The organism is Haloarcula marina (assembly GCF_024218775.1).
Taxonomy (GTDB): Archaea; Halobacteriota; Halobacteria; order Halobacteriales; family Haloarculaceae; genus Haloarcula; species Haloarcula marina.
In genome coordinates this window covers 3,235,507-3,258,534 of sequence record NZ_CP100404.1, presented here as the reverse complement: position 1 = coordinate 3,258,534, position 23,028 = coordinate 3,235,507, and the positions used below count along the sequence as shown (strand labels likewise).

General features: G+C 65.8%; 20 protein-coding genes. 12 read left to right on the top strand and 8 right to left on the bottom strand.

What is annotated here, in order from left to right:
* The first annotated feature begins 33 nt into the window (after positions 1 to 33).
* Positions 34 to 2,022, top strand: coding sequence for a beta-galactosidase (locus NJQ44_RS17145; RefSeq protein ID WP_254272552.1), 1,989 nt, complete (start codon positions 34 to 36; stop codon positions 2,020 to 2,022).
* A gap of 549 nt (positions 2,023 to 2,571) precedes the next feature.
* On the opposite strand, the gene NJQ44_RS17140 is transcribed toward NJQ44_RS17145, so the two are convergent.
* Positions 2,572 to 3,330: an IclR family transcriptional regulator gene (locus NJQ44_RS17140; protein ID WP_254272551.1), complete on the bottom strand. Its 759-nt coding sequence runs from the start codon at positions 3,328 to 3,330 to the stop codon at positions 2,572 to 2,574.
* A 222-nt stretch (positions 3,331 to 3,552) separates the two neighbouring features.
* Here NJQ44_RS17140 and dgoD point away from each other — a divergent pair, with 222 nt between their 5' ends.
* Positions 3,553 to 4,743 carry a galactonate dehydratase gene (gene dgoD, locus NJQ44_RS17135; RefSeq protein WP_254272550.1) on the top strand — a complete coding sequence of 397 codons (1,191 nt, stop codon included), beginning with the start codon at positions 3,553 to 3,555 and terminating at the stop codon, positions 4,741 to 4,743.
* Between the two features lie 16 nt (positions 4,744 to 4,759).
* Here dgoD and NJQ44_RS17130 read toward each other — a convergent pair whose 3' ends face one another.
* Positions 4,760 to 5,854 carry a M24 family metallopeptidase gene (locus tag NJQ44_RS17130; RefSeq protein WP_254272549.1) on the bottom strand — a complete coding sequence of 365 codons (1,095 nt, stop codon included), beginning with the start codon at positions 5,852 to 5,854 and terminating at the stop codon, positions 4,760 to 4,762.
* A gap of 114 nt (positions 5,855 to 5,968) precedes the next feature.
* Between NJQ44_RS17130 and NJQ44_RS17125 the strand changes: the two genes are divergently transcribed.
* Complete coding sequence (locus NJQ44_RS17125; RefSeq protein ID WP_254272548.1) at positions 5,969 to 6,799, top strand: SDR family NAD(P)-dependent oxidoreductase; 831 nt, start codon at positions 5,969 to 5,971, stop codon at positions 6,797 to 6,799.
* Here NJQ44_RS17125 and NJQ44_RS17120 read toward each other — a convergent pair.
* Positions 6,787 to 8,532, bottom strand: coding sequence for a glycoside hydrolase family 97 protein (locus tag NJQ44_RS17120; RefSeq protein ID WP_254272547.1), 1,746 nt, complete (start codon positions 8,530 to 8,532; stop codon positions 6,787 to 6,789). The two genes, NJQ44_RS17125 and NJQ44_RS17120, sit on opposite strands and share 13 nt — an antisense overlap.
* Before the next feature lie 434 nt (positions 8,533 to 8,966).
* Between NJQ44_RS17120 and NJQ44_RS17115 the strand changes: the two genes are divergently transcribed.
* Positions 8,967 to 10,148 (top strand): ABC transporter ATP-binding protein, encoded by a 1,182-nt coding sequence (locus NJQ44_RS17115; RefSeq protein WP_254272546.1) that lies wholly within the window; start codon positions 8,967 to 8,969, stop codon positions 10,146 to 10,148.
* Between the two features lie 86 nt (positions 10,149 to 10,234).
* Here the strand turns inward: NJQ44_RS17115 and melA are convergent, their stop codons facing one another.
* A complete protein-coding gene (gene melA / locus NJQ44_RS17110) occupies positions 10,235 to 11,542 on the bottom strand; it encodes an alpha-galactosidase (RefSeq protein ID WP_254272545.1) in 1,308 nt (435 codons plus the stop codon).
* Between the two features lie 175 nt (positions 11,543 to 11,717).
* Between melA and NJQ44_RS17105 the strand changes: the two genes are divergently transcribed.
* From NJQ44_RS17105 to NJQ44_RS17095, 3 genes are read left to right on the top strand one after another with little or no spacing between them, the layout of a single operon-like run.
* Positions 11,718 to 13,073 carry an ABC transporter substrate-binding protein gene (locus NJQ44_RS17105; RefSeq protein ID WP_254272544.1) on the top strand — a complete coding sequence of 452 codons (1,356 nt, stop codon included), beginning with the start codon at positions 11,718 to 11,720 and terminating at the stop codon, positions 13,071 to 13,073.
* 7 nt (positions 13,074 to 13,080) lie between these two features.
* Positions 13,081 to 14,001 carry a carbohydrate ABC transporter permease gene (locus tag NJQ44_RS17100; RefSeq protein WP_254272543.1) on the top strand — a complete coding sequence of 307 codons (921 nt, stop codon included), beginning with the start codon at positions 13,081 to 13,083 and terminating at the stop codon, positions 13,999 to 14,001.
* Positions 14,002 to 14,003: 2 nt separating this feature from the next.
* Positions 14,004 to 14,915 (top strand): carbohydrate ABC transporter permease, encoded by a 912-nt coding sequence (locus NJQ44_RS17095; protein WP_254272542.1) that lies wholly within the window; start codon positions 14,004 to 14,006, stop codon positions 14,913 to 14,915.
* 419 nt (positions 14,916 to 15,334) lie between these two features.
* On the opposite strand, the gene NJQ44_RS17090 is transcribed toward NJQ44_RS17095, so the two are convergent.
* Complete coding sequence (locus tag NJQ44_RS17090) at positions 15,335 to 15,700, bottom strand: NifU family protein (protein WP_254272541.1); 366 nt, start codon at positions 15,698 to 15,700, stop codon at positions 15,335 to 15,337.
* 145 nt (positions 15,701 to 15,845) lie between these two features.
* On the opposite strand from NJQ44_RS17090, the gene NJQ44_RS17085 reads away from it, so the two are divergent.
* Together NJQ44_RS17085 and NJQ44_RS17080 are read left to right on the top strand one after the other, a co-directional pair.
* Complete coding sequence (locus NJQ44_RS17085) at positions 15,846 to 16,613, top strand: SDR family NAD(P)-dependent oxidoreductase (RefSeq protein ID WP_254272540.1); 768 nt, start codon at positions 15,846 to 15,848, stop codon at positions 16,611 to 16,613.
* An 84-nt stretch (positions 16,614 to 16,697) separates the two neighbouring features.
* Positions 16,698 to 17,270, top strand: a complete 573-nt coding sequence (locus NJQ44_RS17080) for a peroxidase-related enzyme (RefSeq protein WP_254272539.1) — start codon at positions 16,698 to 16,700, stop codon at positions 17,268 to 17,270.
* Between the two features lie 9 nt (positions 17,271 to 17,279).
* Here the strand turns inward: NJQ44_RS17080 and NJQ44_RS17075 are convergent, their stop codons facing one another.
* Positions 17,280 to 17,807, bottom strand: a complete 528-nt coding sequence (locus NJQ44_RS17075; protein WP_254272538.1) for a halocyanin domain-containing protein — start codon at positions 17,805 to 17,807, stop codon at positions 17,280 to 17,282.
* Between the two features lie 269 nt (positions 17,808 to 18,076).
* Between NJQ44_RS17075 and NJQ44_RS17070 the strand changes: the two genes are divergently transcribed.
* Positions 18,077 to 20,275 carry a DUF7407 domain-containing protein gene (locus tag NJQ44_RS17070; RefSeq protein ID WP_254272537.1) on the top strand — a complete coding sequence of 733 codons (2,199 nt, stop codon included), beginning with the start codon at positions 18,077 to 18,079 and terminating at the stop codon, positions 20,273 to 20,275.
* A 151-nt stretch (positions 20,276 to 20,426) separates the two neighbouring features.
* Positions 20,427 to 20,573, top strand: coding sequence for a hypothetical protein (locus NJQ44_RS17065; protein WP_254272536.1), 147 nt, complete (start codon positions 20,427 to 20,429; stop codon positions 20,571 to 20,573).
* Positions 20,574 to 20,598: 25 nt separating this feature from the next.
* On the opposite strand, the gene NJQ44_RS17060 is transcribed toward NJQ44_RS17065, so the two are convergent.
* On the bottom strand, positions 20,599 to 21,981 hold the full coding sequence (locus tag NJQ44_RS17060) for a sodium-dependent transporter (protein ID WP_254272535.1): 1,383 nt from the start codon (positions 21,979 to 21,981) through the stop codon (positions 20,599 to 20,601).
* Between the two features lie 54 nt (positions 21,982 to 22,035).
* On the bottom strand, positions 22,036 to 22,800 hold the full coding sequence (locus NJQ44_RS17055; RefSeq protein WP_254272534.1) for a proteasome assembly chaperone family protein: 765 nt from the start codon (positions 22,798 to 22,800) through the stop codon (positions 22,036 to 22,038).
* Positions 22,801 to 22,874: 74 nt separating this feature from the next.
* On the opposite strand from NJQ44_RS17055, the gene NJQ44_RS17050 reads away from it, so the two are divergent.
* Entirely contained in the window at positions 22,875 to 23,018 is a 144-nt protein-coding gene (locus NJQ44_RS17050) for a hypothetical protein (RefSeq protein WP_254272533.1), read from the top strand.
* The last annotated feature ends 10 nt before the right edge of the window (positions 23,019 to 23,028 follow it).

Genomic DNA, 23,028 nt, shown 5'->3' with positions numbered 1-23,028 from the left:
AGACGTATATCGCGGGCCGCCGCCCGAGCGAGTATGACACTCGGAGTCTGCTACTTCCCCGAGCACTGGCCCAGCGAGCGCTGGGAGACGGACGTGGCCCAGATGGCCGACGCGGGACTGGAGTACGTCCGCATGGCGGAGTTCTCGTGGGCGCGCATCGAACCCGAACGCGGCGAATTCGACTTCGACTGGCTCGACGAGGCCATCGAACTCGTCGGCGACCACGGCATGCAGGCGGTGTTGTGTACGCCGACGGCGACGCCGCCGAAGTGGCTGGTCGACGAGCACCCCAACGTGCGGCAGGCCGACGCCGACGGCACGCCCCGCGAATGGGGGAGCCGCCGGTTCACGTGTTTCAACTCGCCGACGTACCGGGAGGAGACCAAACGCATCGTCCGCACGGTCACGGAGCGCTACGCCGACAATCCGCACGTCGCCGGGTGGCAGGCCGACAACGAGTACGGCTGTCACCGCACGGTGCGGTGTTACTGTGACGACTGCGCGGCGGCGTTCCGCGAGTGGTTGGAAGCCAAGTACGGCGACGTGGACGCGCTGAACGAGGCGTGGGGCAACACCTTCTGGAGCCAGCAGTACCCAGACTTCGAGGCAGTCGACCTGCCTGGACCGACGCCAGCCGAACATCACCCCTCGCGCCTGCTGGACTACTACCGCTTCGCGAACGACAGCGTCGTCGAGTACAACCGCCTGCACGCCGACCTGATTCGGGCGGCCAACGACGAGTGGTTCGTCACCCACAACTTCATGGGCGATTTCCCGACGCTGGACGCCTACTCGCTGGCCGACGACCTCGACTTTCTCGGATGGGACTCCTACCCCACGGGATTCGTCCAAGACCGGCAACCCGGCGACCCGACGACGGACGAACTGCGGGCGGGCGACCCGGACGAAATCGGCCTGAACCACGACATCTACCGCGGGCCGGAGACGCCGTTCTGGGTGCTCGAACAGCAACCCGGCGACGTGAACTGGCCGCCCCACGCGCCCCAACCCGGCGACGGGGCGATGCGGTTGTGGGCGCACCACGCCGTCGCTCACGGCGCGGACGCCGTCCTCTACTTCCGCTGGCGGCGCTGTCGCCAAGGGCAAGAGCAGTACCACGCGGGCCTCCGCAAGCAGGACGGCAGTCCCGACAAGGGGTACCGCGACGCCGCCGCCACCGCCCCGGAACTGTTCGACCTCGACCCGGTGGACGCGCCCGTCGCCCTCCTCCACGACTACGAGAGCCTGTGGGCGACGGATATTCAGCCTCACTCTCCGGACTGGCACTACTGGTCGCACCTGCGGGCCTACTACGACGCGCTCCGCGAACGGGGCGTGCAGGTCGACGTGGTCCCGCCGTCTGCCGACCTCGACGGCTACGCCGCCGTCGTCGCGCCGACGCTGTATCTCGCGGGCGAGGCCCTCGCGGGCCGTCTCACCGACTACGTCGAGTCGGGCGGGCACCTCCTGCTGGGCGCGCGCACCGGCGAGAAGGACCCGTATAACCAACTGCACGAGACGCTCGCGCCCGGCCCCCTCGCCGACCTCGCGGGGGTCCGCGTGAGTCGCCACGAGAGCCTTCCCGCGCAGTTCGACACCCGCGTCGGCTACGACGGCGAGACGTACGATTACCAGACGTGGGCCGGATGGCTCGACCCGGACGCGGCCGAGACGCGCGGGCGCTACCGCTCCGGCGAGGCCGCCGAGGAACCCGCCGTCGCGCACAACCGCGTCGGCGAGGGGAGCGTCACCACCGTCGGCTGTTGGCCCGGCGAGGGCCTCGCGGACGCACTCGTCGCGGACCTGCTCGGCGCGGCGGGCGTCGACCACGCCGACCCGCTTCCCGACGGCGTGCGCCTGGCACATCGAGACGGCTACACGTGGGTCACGAACTTCACGAGCGAACCGGTGTCGCTCGACGTGCCCGGGGACGCGTCGTTCCTCGTCGGCGGCGACACCGTCGACGCGTTCGACGTGGCTGTCGTGGAAGCCGCGGTCGAAGACGTGCGCGAAGCTATATAAGAATCCAAACTATATTCGAAATGTATTGAGAAACAGTTGTGTTGGCCTATTCCGGTCAAGATTCTCCGAAGAGAGGATTAAGCTTCCGAAACAGCCGTGTTCGGTAGACTCACGTGAGAAAAACCCTACAAGCCATAGCTGACGATACTCTTCTCCAAACTCACATCTAACCGCCCGATACTGGTGAAGATATGATATGAGTGCATATCTGCTAGCTTATCTACGTACACTAATATATTATATACGACTATCACACATCTCTGATATTACTGGTCTCGACCATGGGCGGCGAACCGAGGACGCTCGTCGTCGCGCCGTACCGCTCCAAGCTCCGTTCACGATGTGAGAACGATACCGCTCTCACTGCTAGTCGACCTAAGATAACACACGTATCGTTGTTAGAACCAGTCGTTATCGGCACGTCGAGGCCGTTCCCGGCCGCTGTGGCGTCGAACGGGCCACGTTCACGTTCTAGACTGCGGGAGGCGGGCGGCGGGAACGGCGACGTGAAAACGGTTCGCACGCGGAGCGTTCACGATGCGAGAACAGCTACTGTGAGAGGAGTTCGTTCTCGATGGATTTTGCGGCGCTGGTGACGAGGCCGGTCACGTCCTCTTCGAGGCGCTTGCCGGACATGTGCTGGATGTTGCCGGTGACGCTGACGGCGGCGATTGGTTCGCCGCTGCGGTCGACGACGGGCGAGGCGACACACTGGTGGCCCGTCATGAACTCCTCGCGGTCGAAGGCCACGCGCTGGTCGCGGATGGAGCGCAGTTCCCGTTCGAGTTCCCGGCGGTCGGTGATGGTCTTCTCCGTGTGCGCGGGGAGGCCGACGCTGTCGAGGATAGCGGTCCGTTTCTCCTTCGAGAAGAAGGCGAGAATCGCCTTCCCTCCGGCGGTGGCGTGCAGCGGTGCGACGTCCCCCTCGGTGACGATATCGCCGAGGTCGACGCCCTCGGGTTCGACGCGGAGCGCGTAGACGCCGCGGCCGTTCTCGTGAGCCATGAAGTTCGTGACGTGGCCGGTCGTCTCGGCGAGGTCGTTGACGACGTTGCTGGCCGGGCCCAGCGGGAGTCGTTCGCGGGCGCGGTTGCCGAGGCTGAGAAACCGGTTACTCAGGTAGTACGCGTCGTCCTCGCGGACGAGGTAGCCGATTTCGGTCAGCGTCTGGACGTGCTTGTGGACGGCGGACTTCGAGAGGTCGACCGTCCGGGCGAGTTCGCTCACGCCAGCGCCGCGGTTGTCCCGCACCGCCTCGATGATGCGAAAGCTCGTTTGGGTCGTCTTGACCCGCGGGCCGTCGTTCATGCACCGTGATTTCGGCCGGAGGCACAAAAGTCGTTCGCACATCGTGAACGGTGGTGGTCGGCGCGGCCCACCGACGCTGACACAACGGTTAAATGGGGCGTTAACGAACTGTGGGACGATGAGACAGACAACGCCACTGGCCCGCCGCGGGTCCGGAACGCGTCGGTCCGCCGACGGCGGTGGCGTCACGCGGGCGACCCCCGCACGCACTGACCGACCACAATGAGTTCGAACACATCCCAATCCGACAGCAGCGCGAGGAACCGAATCGTCGACTACGAACTGTTCGAGGTGCCGCCCAGATGGCTCCTCCTCCGCGTCGAGACGGCCGACGGCACCGTCGGGTGGGGCGAACCCGTCGTCGAGGGGCGCGCCCACACCGTCCGGGCCGCCGTTGAGGAACTGCTGGAGAACTACCTCCTCGGCGAGAACCCCGAGGACATCGAGGACCACTGGCAGACGATGTACCGCGGCGGCTTCTACCGCGGCGGCCCGGTGCTCATGTCCGCCATCGCGGGCATCGACCAGGCGCTCTGGGACATCAAGGGCAAGCAGTTGGGCGCGCCGGTCCACCAACTCCTCGGCGGGGCCGCCCGCAATCGCATCCGCGTGTATCAGTGGATCGGCGGCGACCGCCCCTCCGAGGTGGCCGAGCAAGCCGAACAGAAGGTCGACGCCGGGTTCTCGGCGCTGAAGATGAACGCCACCGCCGAAATCGAACGGGTGGACAACCCGGCGGCCGTCGAGGCGGCCGCGAACCGCCTGCGCGAGGTGCGCGAGGCCGTCGGCGACGAAGTCGACATCGGCGTCGACTTCCACGGCCGAGTCACGAAGCCGATGGCGAAACGGCTGGCGAAGGCCTTGGAGCCGCACGAACCGATGTTCATCGAGGAACCGGTCCTCCCCGAACACAACGAGGCCCTGCCGGACATCGCCGCCCACACCACCATCCCCATCGCGACGGGCGAACGGATGTTCTCGCGGTGGGACTACAAGGAGATTTTCGCGGACGGGGCCGTCGACGTCATCCAACCGGACCTCTCACACGCCGGGGGCATCACCGAGGTCAAGAAAATCGCGTCGATGGCCGAGGCCTACGACGTGGCGCTCGCTCCACACTGTCCGCTTGGCCCGGTGGCGCTGGCCTCCTGCGTGCAGGTCGACGCCTGTTCGCCGAACGCGCTGATTCAAGAGCAGAGCCTCAACATCCACTACAACGAGACGACGGACGTGCTCGACTACCTCGCGGACCCGTCGGTGTTCGAGTACGATGACGGCTACGTCCAGATTCCGGACGACCCCGGACTGGGCATCGAAATCAACGAGGCGTACGTCCGCGAACAGTCCGAGAAGACGGTCAACTGGCACAACCCCGTGTGGCGTCACGAGGACGGCAGCGTCGCCGAGTGGTAAGCGAGCGGTTTTTCGATTAGTCTCGGCTCATCACGGCAGGCAGTTCGAGGGCCGCGCCGTCGCCGACCGGGTCGACGCTCGTCGTCGGCCACTCGCCGGTCACCGTCAGCAACTCAACGTCCGCTTCGGTGACCAGCGCCGTGTCCTCGACTTTCGTCCCCTGAATCGTGGGGTTCCACGCGTAGGCCGACCCGAGCGTCACGGCGTCCTCGCCGTCGGGTCGGGCGAACCACTCGCGGCCGCCGTACCCCGTCATCCCGCCCTGGTGGTGTTCGTGCCACTCCTCTGGGTAGCCGACGGCGGCGTAGGCGTCCCGAATCGCGTCGAACACGTCGCCCGCGGTCCCACCGTCGCGGCCGACACGCTGGGTCGCCCGGAGCGCCGTCGCCGCGACGCGCTGGGTCGCCGCGAAGCGGTCGGGAAGCCACTCGGGCGTCTCGAAGGCCACCGTCCGGGTCACGCAGGCGTGCAAGCCGCCGCGCCGCCCGACGACGGTGAGGGTGGCGTACTCGTCTAACGTCGCGTCGCCGGGCGTGAAGTGCCGATAGCGCTGGCTCCGGTCGGCCCCGCCGACCAGTACCACAAGCGGGTCTATCTTCCGCTGGCGCAGGCCGTGTGCGAGGTCGGCGGCGGCCCCGCGCTCGGTCATCACCGGCGTCACGTCGCGAGCGACGCGCTCGACCACTTCCGTCGTCTCTCGAGAGAGGTCGCGGTACCGTTCCCGTTCGGAGTCGGTGAGCGGGAACGTCCGGGTCGGCACGCGGACCGTCTCCGCGCCGGGGAGGTCGAAGTCCGCGACGGCGTCCCCGGTCGCCAGTTCCGCGACGGCCGATTCCAGCGTCTCGTCGTACCAGTCGAACTCGCGGACGGTGGCGTCCACGGCCAGTTCCTCCTCGCGGAGTCGGTCGGCCTCGATGTGGTCGGCGACGAGGACGACGTCCTCGCCGTCGTAGCCGACCGCGGCAACTCCGGTATCGTCCGCAAGCGAGACGACGTTGTTCCCGCCGCCGGTCAGCCACGCGAACGCCGGCGGCGTGGCGAACCACGCGCTGTCGGCGTCGTACTCTGCGAGTACCGTCTCTAGTTGTGTGCGCTTTCTCGTCGTGAGCATCGTCAGTCCACGGGCGCTGTGCCCGTCTTACTCCTATACTCTTCCCCGCGGTGGTTAAACGTTCCCCCGCCGACCCCTTGCATATTTCTCGGTGGAGTCCACAGGTGCTGGTAGATGAGTTCGACAGACCCGACTGCGAACGCCGTCCCGACCAGACACGAACAGCGCGTCGTCGTCGTCACCGGGTCGACGCGCGGCATCGGCGCGGGCGTCGCTCGCCGGTTCGCCGCGGAGGGGGCGTCGGTGGTCGTCACCGGCCGCTCCCGCGACCCCGGAGAGGCCGTCGTCGACACAATCACCGACGAGGGCGGCGAGGCGACGTTCGTGCAGGCGGACATGCGCGACCCCGCCGAAATCGAGGCGCTCATCGACCACACCGTCGACGAGTACGGCCGCGTCGACGTGTTGGTGAACAACGCGGGCGTCCAGACGGAGACGACGGCCAGCGAGGCCACCCTCTCCGATTGGGAGTTCGTCGTCGAGACGGACTTCCGGTCGTTCTGGCTGTGTGCCAAACACGCCGTCGAGGCGATGCCCGAAGGCGGCACCGTCCTGAACATGTCCTCGAACCACGCGTTCCTGACGATGCCGGGGCTGTACCCCTACAATGCCGTAAAGGCGGGTATCAACGGGATGACGCGGGCGATGGCGCTGGAACTCGGTCCCCACGGCATCACGGTCAACACCATCAATCCGGGGTGGGTCGAGATAGAACGCACCCGCGCGGAGTTCGACAGCGACGAGGAGTACGAGTACACGAAGGCGATTCACCCGACGGGCCGACTCGGCACTCCGGCGGACGTAGCGGGGATGGCCGCCTTCCTCGCCAGCGACGACGCGACGTTCGTCACTGGGGAGAGCATCCTCGTCGACGGCGGCCGGACGCAGGTGATGCAGGACGAACTGTACAGGGAGTACGCCGAGTCGATTCGTCAGGGACAGTAGAGCGCGAAACCGCCGTTTTCGGGTACGTCGACGGACAGCGGCGTCTCCGGCCCCACGGTCACCGTCTCGCGGACGAGGCCGTCGTCGTCAGCCTCGTCTGCGCCGCTCGGGTCACGAATCAGCGTCGCCTCCCGGTCGCCGTCGAGTACTGAGAGCGTCGTCTCGACGGTGCGCGCCCCACCGGCGGTGATGCACCCGACGAACCACTCGCCGTCGCGTTCGCGGGCGATAGTCGCTTCCGAACCCGGATGGCCGCGGAGGAACACCGTCTCGTCCCACGCGGCGGGGACGCGTTCGAGGAACCACTCGGCGTCGGGACGGGTGGCGTAGGCGTCGACGCTGTCGGCGAAGTGCTGGAGGCCGGACTCGTACACCACCGACAGCGCGAGTTCGTGGGCGTCGCTGGTGTGTCGCGAGTCCGCCGAGAACGTCACGGGCGTGTAGTCCATCGCGCCGACGGCGTTGCGAGTAAAGGGGAGCGTGACGTTGTGTTCGGGCGTCAGCGTCGCCCACTTGAGGTGTTCGGCCCCCATCACCCCCTCGTAGGTCATGACGTGGGGCCACCGCCGCTTGAGTCCCGACGGGACGACCGACCCGTGGAAGTTCACGAGCAGTTCGCGCTCTGCGGCGTCGGCCAGCAGTTCGTCGTAGAACTGGAGACGGCCCTGTTCGTCCGAGTCCATGAAGTCTATTTTGACGCCCGCGACGCCCCACTCTGCCCAGCGGGCCAGTTTCTCGCGGCGCTCGTCGGCCCCGTGGAGGTCCGTCCAGTGGGCCCAGACGAACAGTTCGACCCCGCGGTCGGCGGCGTACTCGACCAGTTCCGGGAGCCAGTCGGGACTCCACCCCTCGTCGACGAGGACGTATTCCCAGCCGCGTTCGGCGGCGTAGTCGACGTAGTCACGCTGTCTGTCGGGGTCGTACGGACTGTCGCTCTCGGACCACCACGACCACGCGACCCGGCCCGGGTCGACCCACTCGGGGTCGAAGCGCGGCCCGTCGACCAGCGCCGGGACGAGGTCGGATTCGACGACGGTGGCGAGGTCACCGACCACGGCGACGCGCCACGGCGTCTCGAAGGCGCCTTTCGCCCGCACCGGCGTCCACGGGTGTTCGAACTCGACGGCGGCCGTCTGGTCGCGCGAGCGGAGGCTAGCGGCGTGATACGACCCGTCGACGCCCGCTTCGGTGACCAGCGCCCACGCGTCGTCGGCGACCTGAAACAGGCCGGGCGTGCAGTAGCGGCCCTCTGCGGTGAAGAGAGGCGCGCGCCGCGAGGTGGCCTCGTGGTTCTCGGCCCACGGCGTGAGCCACGTCGTCGTCCGGTCGGGGAACCGAAATTCGGTCTGGTCCTCGAACAACAGCACCGACCCCGTCTCGGGCAGGCGGTAGCGGTAGGCGACGCCCTCGGCGCTCGCACGCACCGTCAGTTCGACCGTCTCGCCGTTCGAAAAGTCGCAGACGAACACCGATTCGGTCGCCTCGTGGCTGTGTTCGCGGCGCTTCCCGTACGTCGTCGCGAACGTCTCCGAGACGGTACGGTCCGAGCGCTCGAAGTCCTCGACGGTCGGCAGGTCGACGTCTTCGGTCGGTGGGTCGAACGGCGCAGTCAGGCCGAGCGTGGACGGTTCGACGACGGTCCGGTCGGCGAGTGCGACGGCGAGGGTCTGGTCCGCGCCGCTGAGCGAGACGGTAGCGGTGACTGTGCCTTCGGGACTCTCTACTGTCGGCATGTGAACACACCACGGGAACCGACAACAAAAAGCCCCGCGCTCCGCCTCGCGAGTGGTGTTTCCGATACGAGAACGGAAGTGACCCGGCGAGGCAATACCGACTCGCTGGCTCCGTCGCGAGGATAGCGGGACCTGTCACCGCCAGCGGCGTGTCGAAGTCCCCGCACTCCGACAGCCGTTATCGCTAAAAATTCCGGAAAACGGATGTGTCGTCGCTCGGCCGTGCTGTCTGCCGGGCGACTGGTCGATAGTGTCGTCATCGCGCGCACACGTGCGTAGCGGGGAACATCCCCTCGCTCAGCGGGGGCGGAGAGCCACGGCGAAATCGTTCTCGTATCAGAAACGCCGTCGACAATCCGGGCGGTTTGCGGGCCGTACGGACCGAACGCCGATGCGTGGCAAGATTTAACACCACCTACAGTATGTAATGGGGTATGGGCGAGCTAGAGATACAGAACCTCACAAAGATATTCCACGACGACGGCGGCGACATCGTCGCGGTGGATTCGTTCGATGCAGAGATTGAGGACGGCGAGTTCATCGTCCTCGTCGGGCCGTCGGGATGCGGGAAGTCGACGACGCTGCGGATGATTGCGGGGCTGGAGAACCCCACCGAGGGGAGCATCGTCCTCGACGGCGAGGACGTGACCGAGAAGAAACCGAAGTCGCGCAACATGGCGATGGTGTTCCAGAGCTACGCGCTGTACCCGCACATGACGGCCCGTGAGAACATGGCGTTCGGGCTGAAGATGACGACGGACCTTCCGAAGAGCGAAATCGCAGAGCGGGTCCAAGACGCCGCCGACATGATGGGTATCGGCGACCTCATCGACAAGAAACCCGACGAGCTATCCGGCGGCCAGCAACAGCGCGTCGCGCTGGGGCGGGCCATCGTCCGCGAACCGGAAGTGTTCCTGATGGACGAACCGCTCAGCAACTTGGACGCGAAACTGCGCACCCAGATGCGCACCGAACTGCAGGAACTCCAGTCCGACTTCGGGGTCACCACTATCTACGTCACCCACGACCAGACTGAGGCGATGACGATGTCCGACCGCATCGCCGTCCTCAACGACGGGCAACTCCAGCAACTCGGGACGCCGCTGGAGTGCTATCACGAACCGGCCAACCAGTTCGTCGCCGGGTTCATCGGGTCGCCCTCGATGAACTTCTTCGACGTCGAACTCGACACGTCGGGCGAGACGCCGACGCTCGTCCACGACGAGTTCGCGTACGAACTCGACGACGACGTGTACGCCGACATCGAGGGCGAGGGCTCGCGGTTCACGCTGGGTATCCGCCCCGAAGACATCAAAGCCGTCCCGAAGGACACCCACAACGCCATCTCGCCGACAGTGAAGGTGACCGAACCGCTCGGGGACGTGAGCTACGTCTACCTCGACATCGGCGGCGAGCAGTACACCGCGACGCTCGAGGGGGACATCGTCATCGAATCGGGCCGCGAACTGACGGTCCAGTTCCCGCAGAACCGGGTCCACGTCTTCGACGGTGAGACGGGCGAGGCGTTGCGCAATCGCGCGCCACCGGAGACCGACGACGTGGCGGCACTGGCCGGACTCGACGACGTGAGCGGCGTGGAAATCGGCGTCGAATAAGCGGATTCACTTTTCGGCACGTCTCGACGGACAGTCTCGGCGCTCGCGGGTCGGAAAACGGAGCAAATGGCTGGGGCCGGGCCGGGTCAGTTCAGTTCGGGCAGGTACGCCTCGTTCGCGTCGAGCAGTTCCTCGGTCATCTCGTGAATCTCGGGCAGGGTGAGTTGCGCGGCGGTGAGGGGGTCCTGCTTGACGGCGCGATGAATCTTCTCGCGGTCGTTTTCGAGTGCACCGGCGACGGCGAGTTGCTGGACGGCGACGTGTTGCTGGGGGAAAGTGCGGATGGACTTCGGGAGTTCGCCGACCGAACACGGATGCAGGCCCGTGCCGTCGACGAGGACGGGCACCTCGACGCAGGCGTCGGTCGGCAGGGATTCGATAGCGTTCGTCTCGTTGCTGACGTTGAGGTTGAAGCGCCGCGTGGTGTCCGTCTCGATGGAGTGGATGAGGCGCGAGGCGTACTCCTCGGAACGCTCGATACCGACCTCGTCCAAGTCGACGCCGAGTTCGGGGTCGTCCCGTTCCTCCGAGCGGGCCTGCCACCCTTCGAGGTACGTCGCGGTGGGCATCCGCTCGGCGTAGTCCGTCCCGGCCATCTCCTCGATGGTGTCCTCGTCGGTCCGGAAGTACGGGACGTACTCGGACATGTGGTGGGAGGATTCGGTCGGGAAGTAGCCGAAGTGTTGCATCATCTCGAAGCGAACGGTGTCTCGCTCGTACGTCTCGGGGTCGTCGTAGGCCTCCCGCAGGTCGGGATAGACGCTCTCGCCGTCGTACTTCGCTTCGAGGAACCACGCGACGTGGTTGACGCCCGCGACCCAGTACTCCAGTTCGCCCTCGGGGACGCCGACGTAGTCCTCGATGGCTTCGGCGGTGTGGGGAACGCTGTGACACAGCCCCACCGTCTCGATGTCCGTCGCGTCGAACATCGTCTGGCAGAGGATGGACATCGGGTTCGTGTAGTTCAACAGGAGGGCGTCGGGACAGACTTCCTCCATGTCGCTCGCGAGGTCGAGCATCGTCGGGATGGTTCGCAGGCCGCGGAAGATGCCGCCCGGCCCGATGGTGTCGCCGATGGCTTGCTCGACGCCGTACTCCTCCGGGATGCGAATCTCGTTCTCGAACGGTTCGGTGCCGCCGACGTTGATCATGTTCATGACGTAGTCGGCGTCGTCGAGGGCGTCGAGACGGTCGGTCGTGGACTCGATTGTCGCGTCTACGTCCTCGTTTTCGACCATCGCCTCGGCGATTTTGGTCGTCTGGTCCAGTCGGTGCTCGTCGATGTCCATCAGGGCGATGGTGCTGTCTTCTAACTCGTCGAACGAGAGGATGTCGCCGACGAGTTTGGTAGCGAACACCATGCTACCCGCTCCGATGAAGGCGATTTTCGGCATGCGTTCTATCTTCTCGTAGAGCGAGTTATAAATCTACTGTGAGATGGATTCGGCGGCAAACGGGTTGTCCACCGTCTTTTGGGAAAATTATAAATATGGGTGGTCCAATGTGGATTCTAGGGTTTGCCCAATGGCAGATAACAGCAGTACTTCCGGACTCAGCAGACGCTCACTCGTGAAAGCTCTCGGTGTCGGTGCGACCGCCGGTCTCGCCGGTTGTGGCGGCGGCGACGGCGGCGCGGCCGACGAGATGGGTGGCGACGGCGGTAGTTCCGGAAGCGACGGAAGCAGTGGCAGCAGCGACGGCGGCAGCGGGTCACCCCCACTGTTCTGGAACTACGCGTTCCCGAACGACGACTCCCCGCCGGTCTGGCGCGAGGCGTTCATCGAGAACGCCACGGAGCGCCTCGGCCAGGAACCGCGGATGGGTCGGTTCTCCTACGAGGACCTGCGACAGAAGTACCTCACCGGCGCTCGGACCGGTGACCCAGACGCTATCGAAGGGGTCCTGAGCCACCTCACAGAGTACGTGAAGGCCGGGCACCTCGAACCGCTCAACGACTTCGCCGAGGGCCTGGACTTCTACGACGGTTTCGTCCAGAGCGCTCTCGACGCGGTGACCTACCGCGGGAACCTCTACGGCCTGCCGTACAACGGCAACGCTCGCGCGCTCATCTACCGCCTCGACATCCTCGAAGAACTCGGTCAGGACGTGCCCGAGACGGCCGCCGAGTTCCAGGAAGTCGGTCGGATGATCAACAGCGAGTACGACGACCTGTGGGCCTACCACAACTGTACCAAGGACGGCAGCGTCCGCGCGTTCCAGGAGTGGATGTCCCACGTCTACCAGCACACCGACCAACTGTACGTCCCCGACGGCGAGTCGTGGTCGCTGAACATCAACGCCGACCAGCTCGGACAGGTGTTCGACAACTGGTACTACCAAATCTACGCCGCCGACGACCCGGTCGGTAACCCCGACCAACTCGGGACCGGGTGGCAGGTCAACGACCCCGGCTACCTCAACGGCGAGTTCGCCTTCATCGAGTGCGGGACGTGGCTCCGCGGGTGGACCACCGGCGACAACATCAACGACAGCGAGGCGACGAGCCAACTGCTGGAGAACAACACCAGCGTCGCCCACCTGCCCTACGGCGAGGGCGGGTCCCAGGGGACCTTCCTCGAAGTCAAGCCGGTCATGGTCAACAGCCACTCCGACCAGAAGGAGGCCGCAAAGCAGATTGCCGCCGCGTTCGCCGAACCGGACACGCTGCGCGCGATGGGAGAGGACGCCAAAGGGAACGGCATGACGCCGGTCCACGAGGACGTCGAATCGACCATCACCAACGAGAACTGGCAACCGTTCACGGACGTGTTCGAAACGGGCCGCGCGCTCGCCAAAATCGGCTGGGGACAGGTCCGCGAACCGTTCTACGGCTACATGCAGGAAGTCGCCTACGGCGAGACGGACCCCTACGAGGCCGGTCAGCAGTTCCACGACGAACTGAAGAACCTCGAAAGCGAGCTCTGAACACGACATGGCAACGAGCACCGACACCGGACCGACCGGCGGCCGCTACGTCGCGGAGTTCCGCGAGTTCCTCGAGGAGACGTGGCTGGGCTACGCGCTGATACTCCCGGCGCTCATCCTGATGGGCGTCATCATCATCTACCCGACGCTCCGGGGTATCCAACTGGCGTTCTTCGAGGCGTCGCTGTTGAACCCGGAACAGCAAACGTTCGTGGGCCTGCAGAACTTCGCCGAGTTGCTCGGCGACGCGACGTTCCGCGAGGCGCTGTGGCACACCGTGTTGCTCACCTCGGTGGCGGTGTCGTTGCAGTATCTGCTTGGCCTCGGTCTCGCGCTGGCGCTGAAGGAGAAAGTCCCCGGTGCGGGGCTGTTCCGAAGCCTCTCGATGGTGACGTGGGTGTTGCCCGTCATCGTGATGGTCATCATCTTCCGGTTCCTGACCCAGTCCGGGTTCGGGCCGGTCAACATCATCCTCGACAGCCTCGGGATGCAGACGGCCGCGTGGTTCGGCCGTCCGGGCGTGGCGTTCCCGCTCATCGTGTTGATGCACGTCTGGCGGAACACCCCCTTCTACGCCATCGCGCTGATGGCGGCGATGAAGTCCATCCCCGAGACGCAGTACGAAGCGGCGCGACTCGACGGTGCGGGGCCGCTCCAGCGGTTCCGCTACATCACGCTGCCGCAGATTTCGTACGTGTCGATGATCATGATCGTGTTGCACGTCATCTTCACGTTCAACAACTTCGACATCATCTTCCTGTCGACGGGCGGCGGACCGCTCGGCAACACGGAGGTGCTCGCGACGTACATCTACAAGCAGGCGTTCCAGCAGTACGCGATGGGGTACGCCGCGAGCATCGGTGTCGTGATGCTCATCATCATGATGGTGTTCACTATCGTCTACGCCAGTCTGGAGGCACGTGAGTAACGATGGCTACCGAAACGCAATCACAGACGGCCCAATCGACCGACCGCTCGTTCGCCGACCGAATAGACGCGTGGCTCGCCGAAGACATGTCGCCGAAGCGCGCACTGGCGGTGTACGCCGTCATCGGCGTCTACATGACGTTCCTGTTGCTCCCGGTCGCGTACATGGTGCTGGCGACGTTCACGTCGGCGGACTTCCTCTACTCGCCGCGACTCGTGCCCGCGCTGGGTGACCTGACGCTCCAGAACTACGTCTCGATTCTCTCGACGGGACTGTTCCAGCAGTACTTCATCAACTCGACCATCGTCGCCACGTCGACGACGCTGCTGACGCTGGTCGTCGGGACGCTGGCGGCCTATTCGTTGTCGCGGTTCGAGTACCCGGGACGGAACACGCTGCTGTTCTCGTTCCTCGGGACGCAGATGCTCCCGCGGGTGCTCATCCTCATCCCCTTCTTCCTCGTGATGTTCTCGCTGAGCCTCATCGACTCGCTGCTCGGCATCGTCATCGCCCACTCCGTGCTGGGCATCCCGCTCGGCACGTGGCTGCTGAAGGGGTACTTCGACGACATTCCGAAGTCGCTCGACGAGGCGGCGAAGATGGACGGGTGTTCGCATCTGGACATCCTCTGGCGCATCATCATCCCGATGTCGCTGCCGGGCATCACCGTCGCCGGGTTCTACACCTTCATCCTCTCGTGGAACGACTTCCTGTTCGTCTCCATCCTCTCACAGACGGCGGCGACCCGAACGCTCCCCTTCGGTCTGCAACTGTTCCAGTCGCAGAACACCGTCGCGTGGGAGCTACTACTCACCGCCGCGACCATCACGATGATTCCCGTCGTCGTGCTGTTCGCCGTGTTCCAGCGGTGGGTCGTCGAGGGCCTCGCCACCGGCGGCATGAAGGGGACCTGACCGGCTATCGGTCGGGACCCCAGTTCTCTCCGCTCGCTTCTCGACAGCCGTGCTACAAACGTGTATCAAAACAGACTGGTCTTGGAACGAGACAACTTTCGTATGTAAGGTTCAATTCTTGCCGACGGATGCTGGACAAACCGTGAAATCGCTGAATTATCGCGAGAGAATCCATTTCACGCGAACCAAAGAGATAGTCGAGTCACTGTCTCCCGAAATCAATGCCCTCGTAAGAAATTCGAGAGAAGGTAGCTGAAAACCCTCTAAGACCGTATTTTCCTCGAATACCGGATGACAGAACGAAAAGACCGATTCCGAGACGTATCATAATAGGTGTATATGTCGGGAAACGACTAGTAGAACAAGGTCTGTCCGACGCTAGCCCTACTCGGCGGGCGAAAAACTGGAGAAATCTGGCTTCAGAACGGGGCTTCGGGGCCTTCGTCGTCGCTGATGTCGCCGCCGCGGGACTCGCCGGGGAACGAGGGACTCATGCCCGCGCCGCCGGACATCCCTTCCTGCTGGTCCATCCCGGTTCGCGCGATGACTTCGTTGATTTCGGGAATCTCCTTGGTCATGCGCGTCTTGATGGCCTGGATGGTCATCGGCGAGATGCCACACCCCGAGCACGCGCCACCGAGGCGGATGGTGACGCTCCCGTCTTCGCGGTCGATTTCCTCGATGGCCGCGCTGCCGCCGTGCATCTGGATCTGCGGGAAGTTCCGGCGCAGGAAGTTGGTAATTCGCTCGCGCAGGTCGTCCCCGTCGTCTGTCTCCGTGCTCATAGTAACTGTAGGTCCGTGCCGGGGAGATTTAGACCTTTGGACTGACAAGGTCGGACGGGTGCGTCGCGTTCGATGTGTAGCACGCGCGCGCGAGAGCGAATGGTTATTTGACACGTCCGCTCGTCGGTTCGAACGGTGTTCACAAATGACACTACTCGACGGTCAGACCGCAGTCGTCACCGGCGCTAGCTCTGGAATCGGGCGCGCAATCGCTCGCGAATTCGCCGCACACGGCGCTGACGGCGTCGTCGTGGCCGACGTGCGAGAAGACCCCAAAGAGGGCGGCGACCCGACGCACGAACTCGTCGAAGCGGAGACGGACGCGCACGCCCGGTTCGTCGACTGCGACGTTACCGACCGTGATGACGTGGCGGCCGCAGTCGACGCCGCCGCCGACCTCGGCGGCCTCGACGTGATGGTCAACAACGCCGGTATCTGGCGGGCCGAGGAGTTCTTGGACGTCGACCTGACGGAGTACAATCAGTTGATGGAGATCAACCTCACCGGCGCGTTCTTCGGGTGTCAGGTCGCCGCCGAGCGCCTCGCGGCGACCGGCGGCGGGACCATCATCAACATCTCGAGCATCGCTGGCCTGTTCGGGAACGGCAACTGGCCGACGTACGCCGCCTCGAAGGGCGGACTGACCACGCTGACGTACTCGCTCGCCCACAAACTCGCCGACGACGGCATTCGAGTCAACGCGATTCACCCGGGCGGCATCGAGACGATGATCGGCGGCGACGCGGGGACCGACCCCGAACAGACCGCCGCCTTCGAGGAGGCGGTCCCGTTGGGTCGCTACGGCCAACCCGAGGAGATCGGCGGTGCCGCCGTCTTCCTCGCGAGCGACTTGGCGAGTTACGTGACCGGCGAATCGCTGGTCGTCGACGGTGGCTGGACCAGTTGGCGATAGCGTCCCGATTCGCTCGTCCTCCCGTCGTCTCTTCTCGGCCCGCGCGGGCCAAAGTTGAAGCGCGCCGCCGCCCCCACTGTGGGTATGAGTGACACAGACGACCCGATGCGGCGATTCGATGTTCCCGACTACGACGAATTGCCCGCCGACCTGCGCGAGCGAATCGACGAGGAGACCGACCGCGCGGGCTTTACCCCGAACGTCTTCTCGGCGATGGCGTACCGTCCCTCGCACTTCCGGGCGTTCTTCGCGTACCACGACGCCCTCGTCGAGGACACCGAACTGGCGCGTGAGGAAGTCGAACTACTGGTCGTCGCGGTCAGCGGCGTCAACGACTGCCTGTACTGCGTCGTCGCCCACGGCGCACTGCTCCGTATCTACGCCGACGACCCCCGACTGGCCGAACAGGTGGCGACGAACCACCGCACCGCGGACATCGGCGAGACGCATCGCGCGATGCTCGACTTCGCGGTGAAACTGACCGAGCGACCCGCCGAAGTCGACGACGCCGACATCGAACGGCTAGCAGAACACGGGTTCAGCCGTCGCGCTATCTGGGATATCGGGAGCGTCGTCGCCTTCTTCAACCTCTCCAATCGGCTGGCGCAACTGGCGGATATGCGGCCCAACGAGGCGTTCTACGAACTCGGTCGGTGAGGACGGCGGTCACTCGACGGCGATGCCGCCCTTCATCCCCAGCGAGAAGTGCGGTTCGCAGTGGTAGAGAACGACCCCCGGTTCGTCCAGTGTGCGCGTGTACTTCACGCCGGACCCGCCTTCTGGTTCGCCGGAGCTGAACTCGTAGTCGGACTCGCCGAGTTGTTCCTCGGGGAGCGCCTCGACGTTGTGGGGGTTGCCCCCGCCCGTCCAGTTCCACCGAATCTCGGTGTCCACCGAGACGACCACCGCGGACGGCGCGTACGCGAAGGCCCCACCGTTCCCCTCCGCGCCCACGTCGACGGTGACGGTGTTCCGGTCGCGCTCGTCGGCGAACGACCCGTCGTACGTGTCGTCCGCACCGCCTACGTCCGTCTCGGTCAGCCACTGGTCGATGGTGGGGTAGTCGTCGCCGGTGACGCCCGAACCGCCGTCTCCGCTCCCGCCATCACCACCTCCACACCCTGCGAGGCCGAGGACGCCCGCGATGGTGACCGTCCGGAGATACCGTCGTCGAGAAGTCGCGTCTCGTGGCATACGCAACGGGACGCTCGCCGATACCTTCGTTATCACCTACATATCACTTTCCCGCTGACTCGTGACTCCGGTCCGGCGTGGCTGGCGACCGGCGACGGCAGAGCGGCGTCTCTGGACGCTCACCGCGTCGGATACGCTGGCAGAAAGCCCGGCTTAGTCGGGGTCGGCGGTCGTTCGCTCGATAGACGCCCGCATTCGCGGGCCGACAAGCCGACCTTATCGACCTCTTGTTTGTGGGTAACTATCCAGCGACCAGCGCATCACCTCCCATGGGTCGGAGTACGCTCGCTCGTCTTGCTGTCGTCGTTTTCGCGTCACTGCTGCTCTGTGCCGTGGCCGCTGTCGGAACGGGGGCGCTCGCAGGGTCTGTCGAGACGATTCCGAGCGGGGCGGTGCAGGCCCAACAGGTCGACACCGAAACGTCGACGCCGTCGATTCCGTCGACTGCGACGGCGGAGCCGACGGCAACTGCGACGCCGGAACCGACGCCCGAGCCAACTGCAACACTCGAACCGACAGCGACGCCGGAACCGACGCCGACGGCGACAGCCACACCCGAACCAACGCCGACGGCCACGGCAACACCCGAACCGACGCCAACGGCGACTGCGACGCCGGAACCAACGCCGACGGCCACGGCAACACCTGAACCAACGCCGACGGCCACGGCAACACCTGAACCAACGCCGACGGCCACGGCAACACCTGAACCAACGCCAACGGCGACTGCGACGCCGGAACCGACGGCGACTGCGACCCCGGAACCGACGCCGACGGCCACGGCAACACCCGAACCGACGCCAACGGCGACTGCGACGCCGGAACCAACGCCGACGGCCACGGCAACACCCGAGCCGACGCCGGAACCGACGCCAACGGCGACAGCCACACCAGAACCAACACCGACGGCGACAGCCACACCCGAGCCGACGCCGGAACCGACGCCAACGGCGACGGCAACACCCGAACCGACGCCAACCGACACGTCGACGCCGGAACCGACGCCAACCGACACATCGACACCGGAACCGACGCCGACGGCGACGCCGACTGAAACGCCGACGCCGCTGTTCCCACCGCTTTTCCCCTCGTTACCGGGGACGCCAACGCCGACGCCGGAACCGACGCCGACGGCGACAGCGACGCCCGCACCCACGGATACCCCCACCACGCCTGCACCCACGGATACCCCCACCGCGACCCCCGAACCGACGGATACGCCTGCCCCGACGGACACGCCGACAGCCACTCCAGAACCGACGGACACACCGACGGCGACGGACACGCCTGCCCCGACGGATACGCCGACAGCCACTCCCGAACCGACGGACACACCGACGGCGACGGACACGCCGACAGCCACTCCCGAACCGACGGATACACCGACGGCGACGGACACGCCTGCCCCGACGGATACGCCTGCCCCGACCGACACCGAGACGCCGGAGGATTCGGGGTCGGATGGCGGGTCGAGCGGGAGCAGTTCCGGCGACGGTGGCGGACCGGTCGTCGTCAACGGGAACGACGTCGATGACGACGACGGCGGAAGCGCGAGCAGTTCCGACCCGCCGCAGGTCGGCACGCCGGAGCCAATCGTCTCCTCGTCGTCGAGCGATGCGGGGACCAGTTTCCTCGTCCGCGACGCGTCGGCCGGGTCGACGGTCAGCACGTCGGTGTCGGTCGACGGCCCAATCGTGTCCTCACCGGCGCTGACCTTGACCGACATGCGCGTCACCTTCGCGAGTGACCAACGGATATCTGAGGCGACGGTCGGACGACCGACGCCGAACCCGGGGTCCATGCCGCCGCTACCCCGCGGTGACGTCATCGGGTACGTCCCGGTCGAGACGAGTGTCAACGACTCCGATGTCGAACGCGTCGACGTGGCGTTGACGGTCGACGCCGCCGCGATTCCCGGCGACCGGGGTCGGGACTCCATCGTCGTCTACCGCTACGCGAACGGCAGTTGGGAGCCGCTGGAGACGAGTTACGACGTGAGCGAAGCGCGCTATCGAGCGAGCGCCAACGGGTTCGGCAACCTCGCGGTGGCCTCGCTGGCACCCGGTCGCATCGAGGTGGTCAATACCACCGAACCGCCGGACTGGGCGAGTCCGGGGTACAACACGTCCGTCAGCGCGACGGTGCGAAATCCCGGCGACAGGCCCGCAGAGCGGCAACTGACCGTGACCGTCGACGGGCGGCCAATCGCGACCAAGAACGTCGAACTCCAACCGGGCGAGGAGCGGAGCGTCGAGTTCTCGTTCCCCGCGACGCCGGGGACCGTCGCGGTCAACGACACCGTCGCGGGGCGGATGAACGTCAGCGACAGCGAGGAGTGGGACCAAGACCCGGGAACCGGATTCTCGACGGGAGAGGGGCCGGGATTCGACCTCGGACTGGTGGCGGTGGTGTTCGTCGCCCTGGTCCTCGCGGGAACCGCAGTCCGGGTCCGGAGGCGATTCGAGTGACCGTCCCGTGGCTGTCGGCGGTGACCGACTCCGCGCGACCGGCGTCTGACACGCGGCAGACGGATACCGAGATGTGGCGCCGCTGTCCGGCGGTTTTCACTTCCGATACGCTTGGCCGAGGTATATCCGGTCACCGCTTCTCTGGTGGGGTATGTTGGCGCAGTTGAAGCGCGCGGTCACCGGGCAGACGGCGGCCCGCGTGCTCCGCGAATGTCGGGACTGCGGGACCGCTGTCGGCGCGGACGACGCGCACTGTCCTGCCTGTGAGTCGGCCGAAATCGCCCGGTACGACCTCTAGGTCTGCTCCGGTCGAGTCGGACCGGTCACCGAGTTGGACGGCGCATCACCGCACCGAGACACAACAGTACCAGCACCACGCCGAGGGCGAGTGCGGGTCGGGCTGTCCGCTCGGTCAGGAGTCGCCACACGGGTCGGGTCACGCCCAGTATCGTCGCGGCGGTGACGACGAGGAGGACAGCCGGGACGACGTACTTGACGACCGGGTACAGACCCCCGAGTTCCCGTCGAACCAGGTCAAGGTCCGCCCCGTAGACGAACGTGAGAGTGAGCAACAGCGCCGACACCGGGAGCGCGAGGGTGCCGACCGTCCCGTCGACGAGGTCGAGGACCGGCACGTCCCACAGCGAGAGGCTGACGGGGCTGTAACTGAGTGCAGAGGGAAGGCCCAGCACGGCCATCCCGGCGGTGAGTGCCACCGTCGCTCGTGGTCGGTCCGCTCGCGTGGTCGTCGCGACGGTGGTGACACCGACCTCCAGCATGGCGACGGCCGAACTCAGCGCGGCGAAAAACAGGAGACCGAAGAAGGCGATGGCGACCCAGCGACCGAACGGCATCGCCTCGAAGGCCGACGGGAGCGTCCGGAACGCCAACTCCGTCCCCAGCGCGGGTTCGAGGCCGAAAGTGAACACCACCGGGAAGATGACCAGTCCTGCGATGAGCGCCGCCCCGATGTCGGCGACCGTAACGAGCACCGCCGACCGTCGTAAGTCGGTGTCGTCGTCGACGTATCCGCCGTAGGTAATCATGATGCCCTGTCCGACGGACAGCGAGAAGAACACCTGCCCGACGGCGGCGCTCCACAGTCCGGGGTCCGCGAGCACGGCGAACTCCGGTGTAAAGAGGAAATCCACGGCACGGTCCCATCCGGCGAGCGTCGTCGCGTACGCCGCCAGTCCGGCGAGGGCGACGAACACCGTCGGCAACAGGACCGTCGCCGCTCGTTCGATGCCGTCGCGGACGCCCAGCGAGACGATGCCGCCGGTCAGCGCCGTGGTGACGAGAAACGCGCCGACGGGTGCCCATCCGGCAGTAAAGGTGGCGAACGTCGTCGGCCGGTCGACGGCGTACGACAGGAGGAAGCCGAGCACCCACCCGGTGAGCACGAGGTAGTAGCTCAGGATGAGGAGCACGCTGAGGACGACGACCCATCCGAAGACCGCATAGCGGGGACCACCGGCGCGAAACGCCGAGACCACGTCCGTTCGGAGGGTTCGTCCGACGGCCAGTTCGAGGACGAGCAAGGGCACGGCACAGCAGAGGGCCGCGAGGAGGTAGGGAACGAGGTAGGCCCCGCCGCCGTTCTGTCCGACGACCGCAGAGAACCGCCAGATATTCCCCAGACCGACCGCCGCACCGACCGTCGCCAGCAGGAATCCGATTCGCGAGGACCACCGCTCGGCTGTCATACCTCGCTCTCCGCGCGTCGACGTGTTAAAAACACATCACGAACCGCTTTCGGACTACATGTACATCCGGTCTTCGGGGTAGTCGTGGCTTCCCAGCGTCTCGCCACCCTCCGATATCGCGGCCATGCGCTCGGCCAACTGCTCGTAGTACTCGCTGAACTGCTCGCCGAGTTCACGGAGTTCCGTCTCGTCGACGGTGAAGCCGTACACGTCCGTCAGCACGTCCAGCAGTCGGAGCGCGGCGTCGATGTCCGGACCGGGCGAGTGGGTGGGCGTGACGAAGACGCCGATATCTGGTCCCGCCCCTTCGTTTTCGAGGCTTCGGGTGATGAGTTCGCCGACGACGCCGTCCAGAAAGCCGCCTCGAAGCCCCGGAATCGACCCGTCGGCGAGTCGCCGTTCGCGGTACGCGTCGGTGGCGACGTGGAACACCTCGTGTTCCTCGGGGCCGTGCGGGAACGGGACGCCGTGCAGCACGACGATTTCCTCGATAGATTGGTCGGTGACCCAATCGAGCAGCGCGTCGGTGTACGAGCGTGCGCTCGTGACGGGGATGAACAGTTCCTCGATGAGGACGGTCAACTCCGTCTCGTCGAGCGTGTAAAAGCGGCTGTGGTGTCGCGGTTTCCCCTCCTCGAACGGGGCGATACCCGGCAGTTCGGTGGCGGAGAGGCGACCGATTTGCGTCGACGGCAGGTGTCGGACGAGGTAGTCGACGGCTGTCACCGAGGCCATCCCGATGTGGGCCTGTCCGAGGACGAGGGTGTTGTCCGTCCCCGTGCCGCTCGGCGTGTCGATTTCGAATGCGCGTGGGGCCATATTCACGTCTCGCGCGGGACGTGCCGTAGTTATTCCCGGCAATTCGGGACGTAACGAGAGGATACCGGGCCGGGATGGGTTGCGGAACGGTTCGACGTGGCGACGACGCCGCACTCGCCTTCCAGACGACTGCGAGGGTCGGCGGCAACGAGACAGTCCTCCGGGAGACGGTCAGCCCCTGTGACCGTGGGCCGACTACCGACGGGATGTGTCTCTAGTTCGGCCAGT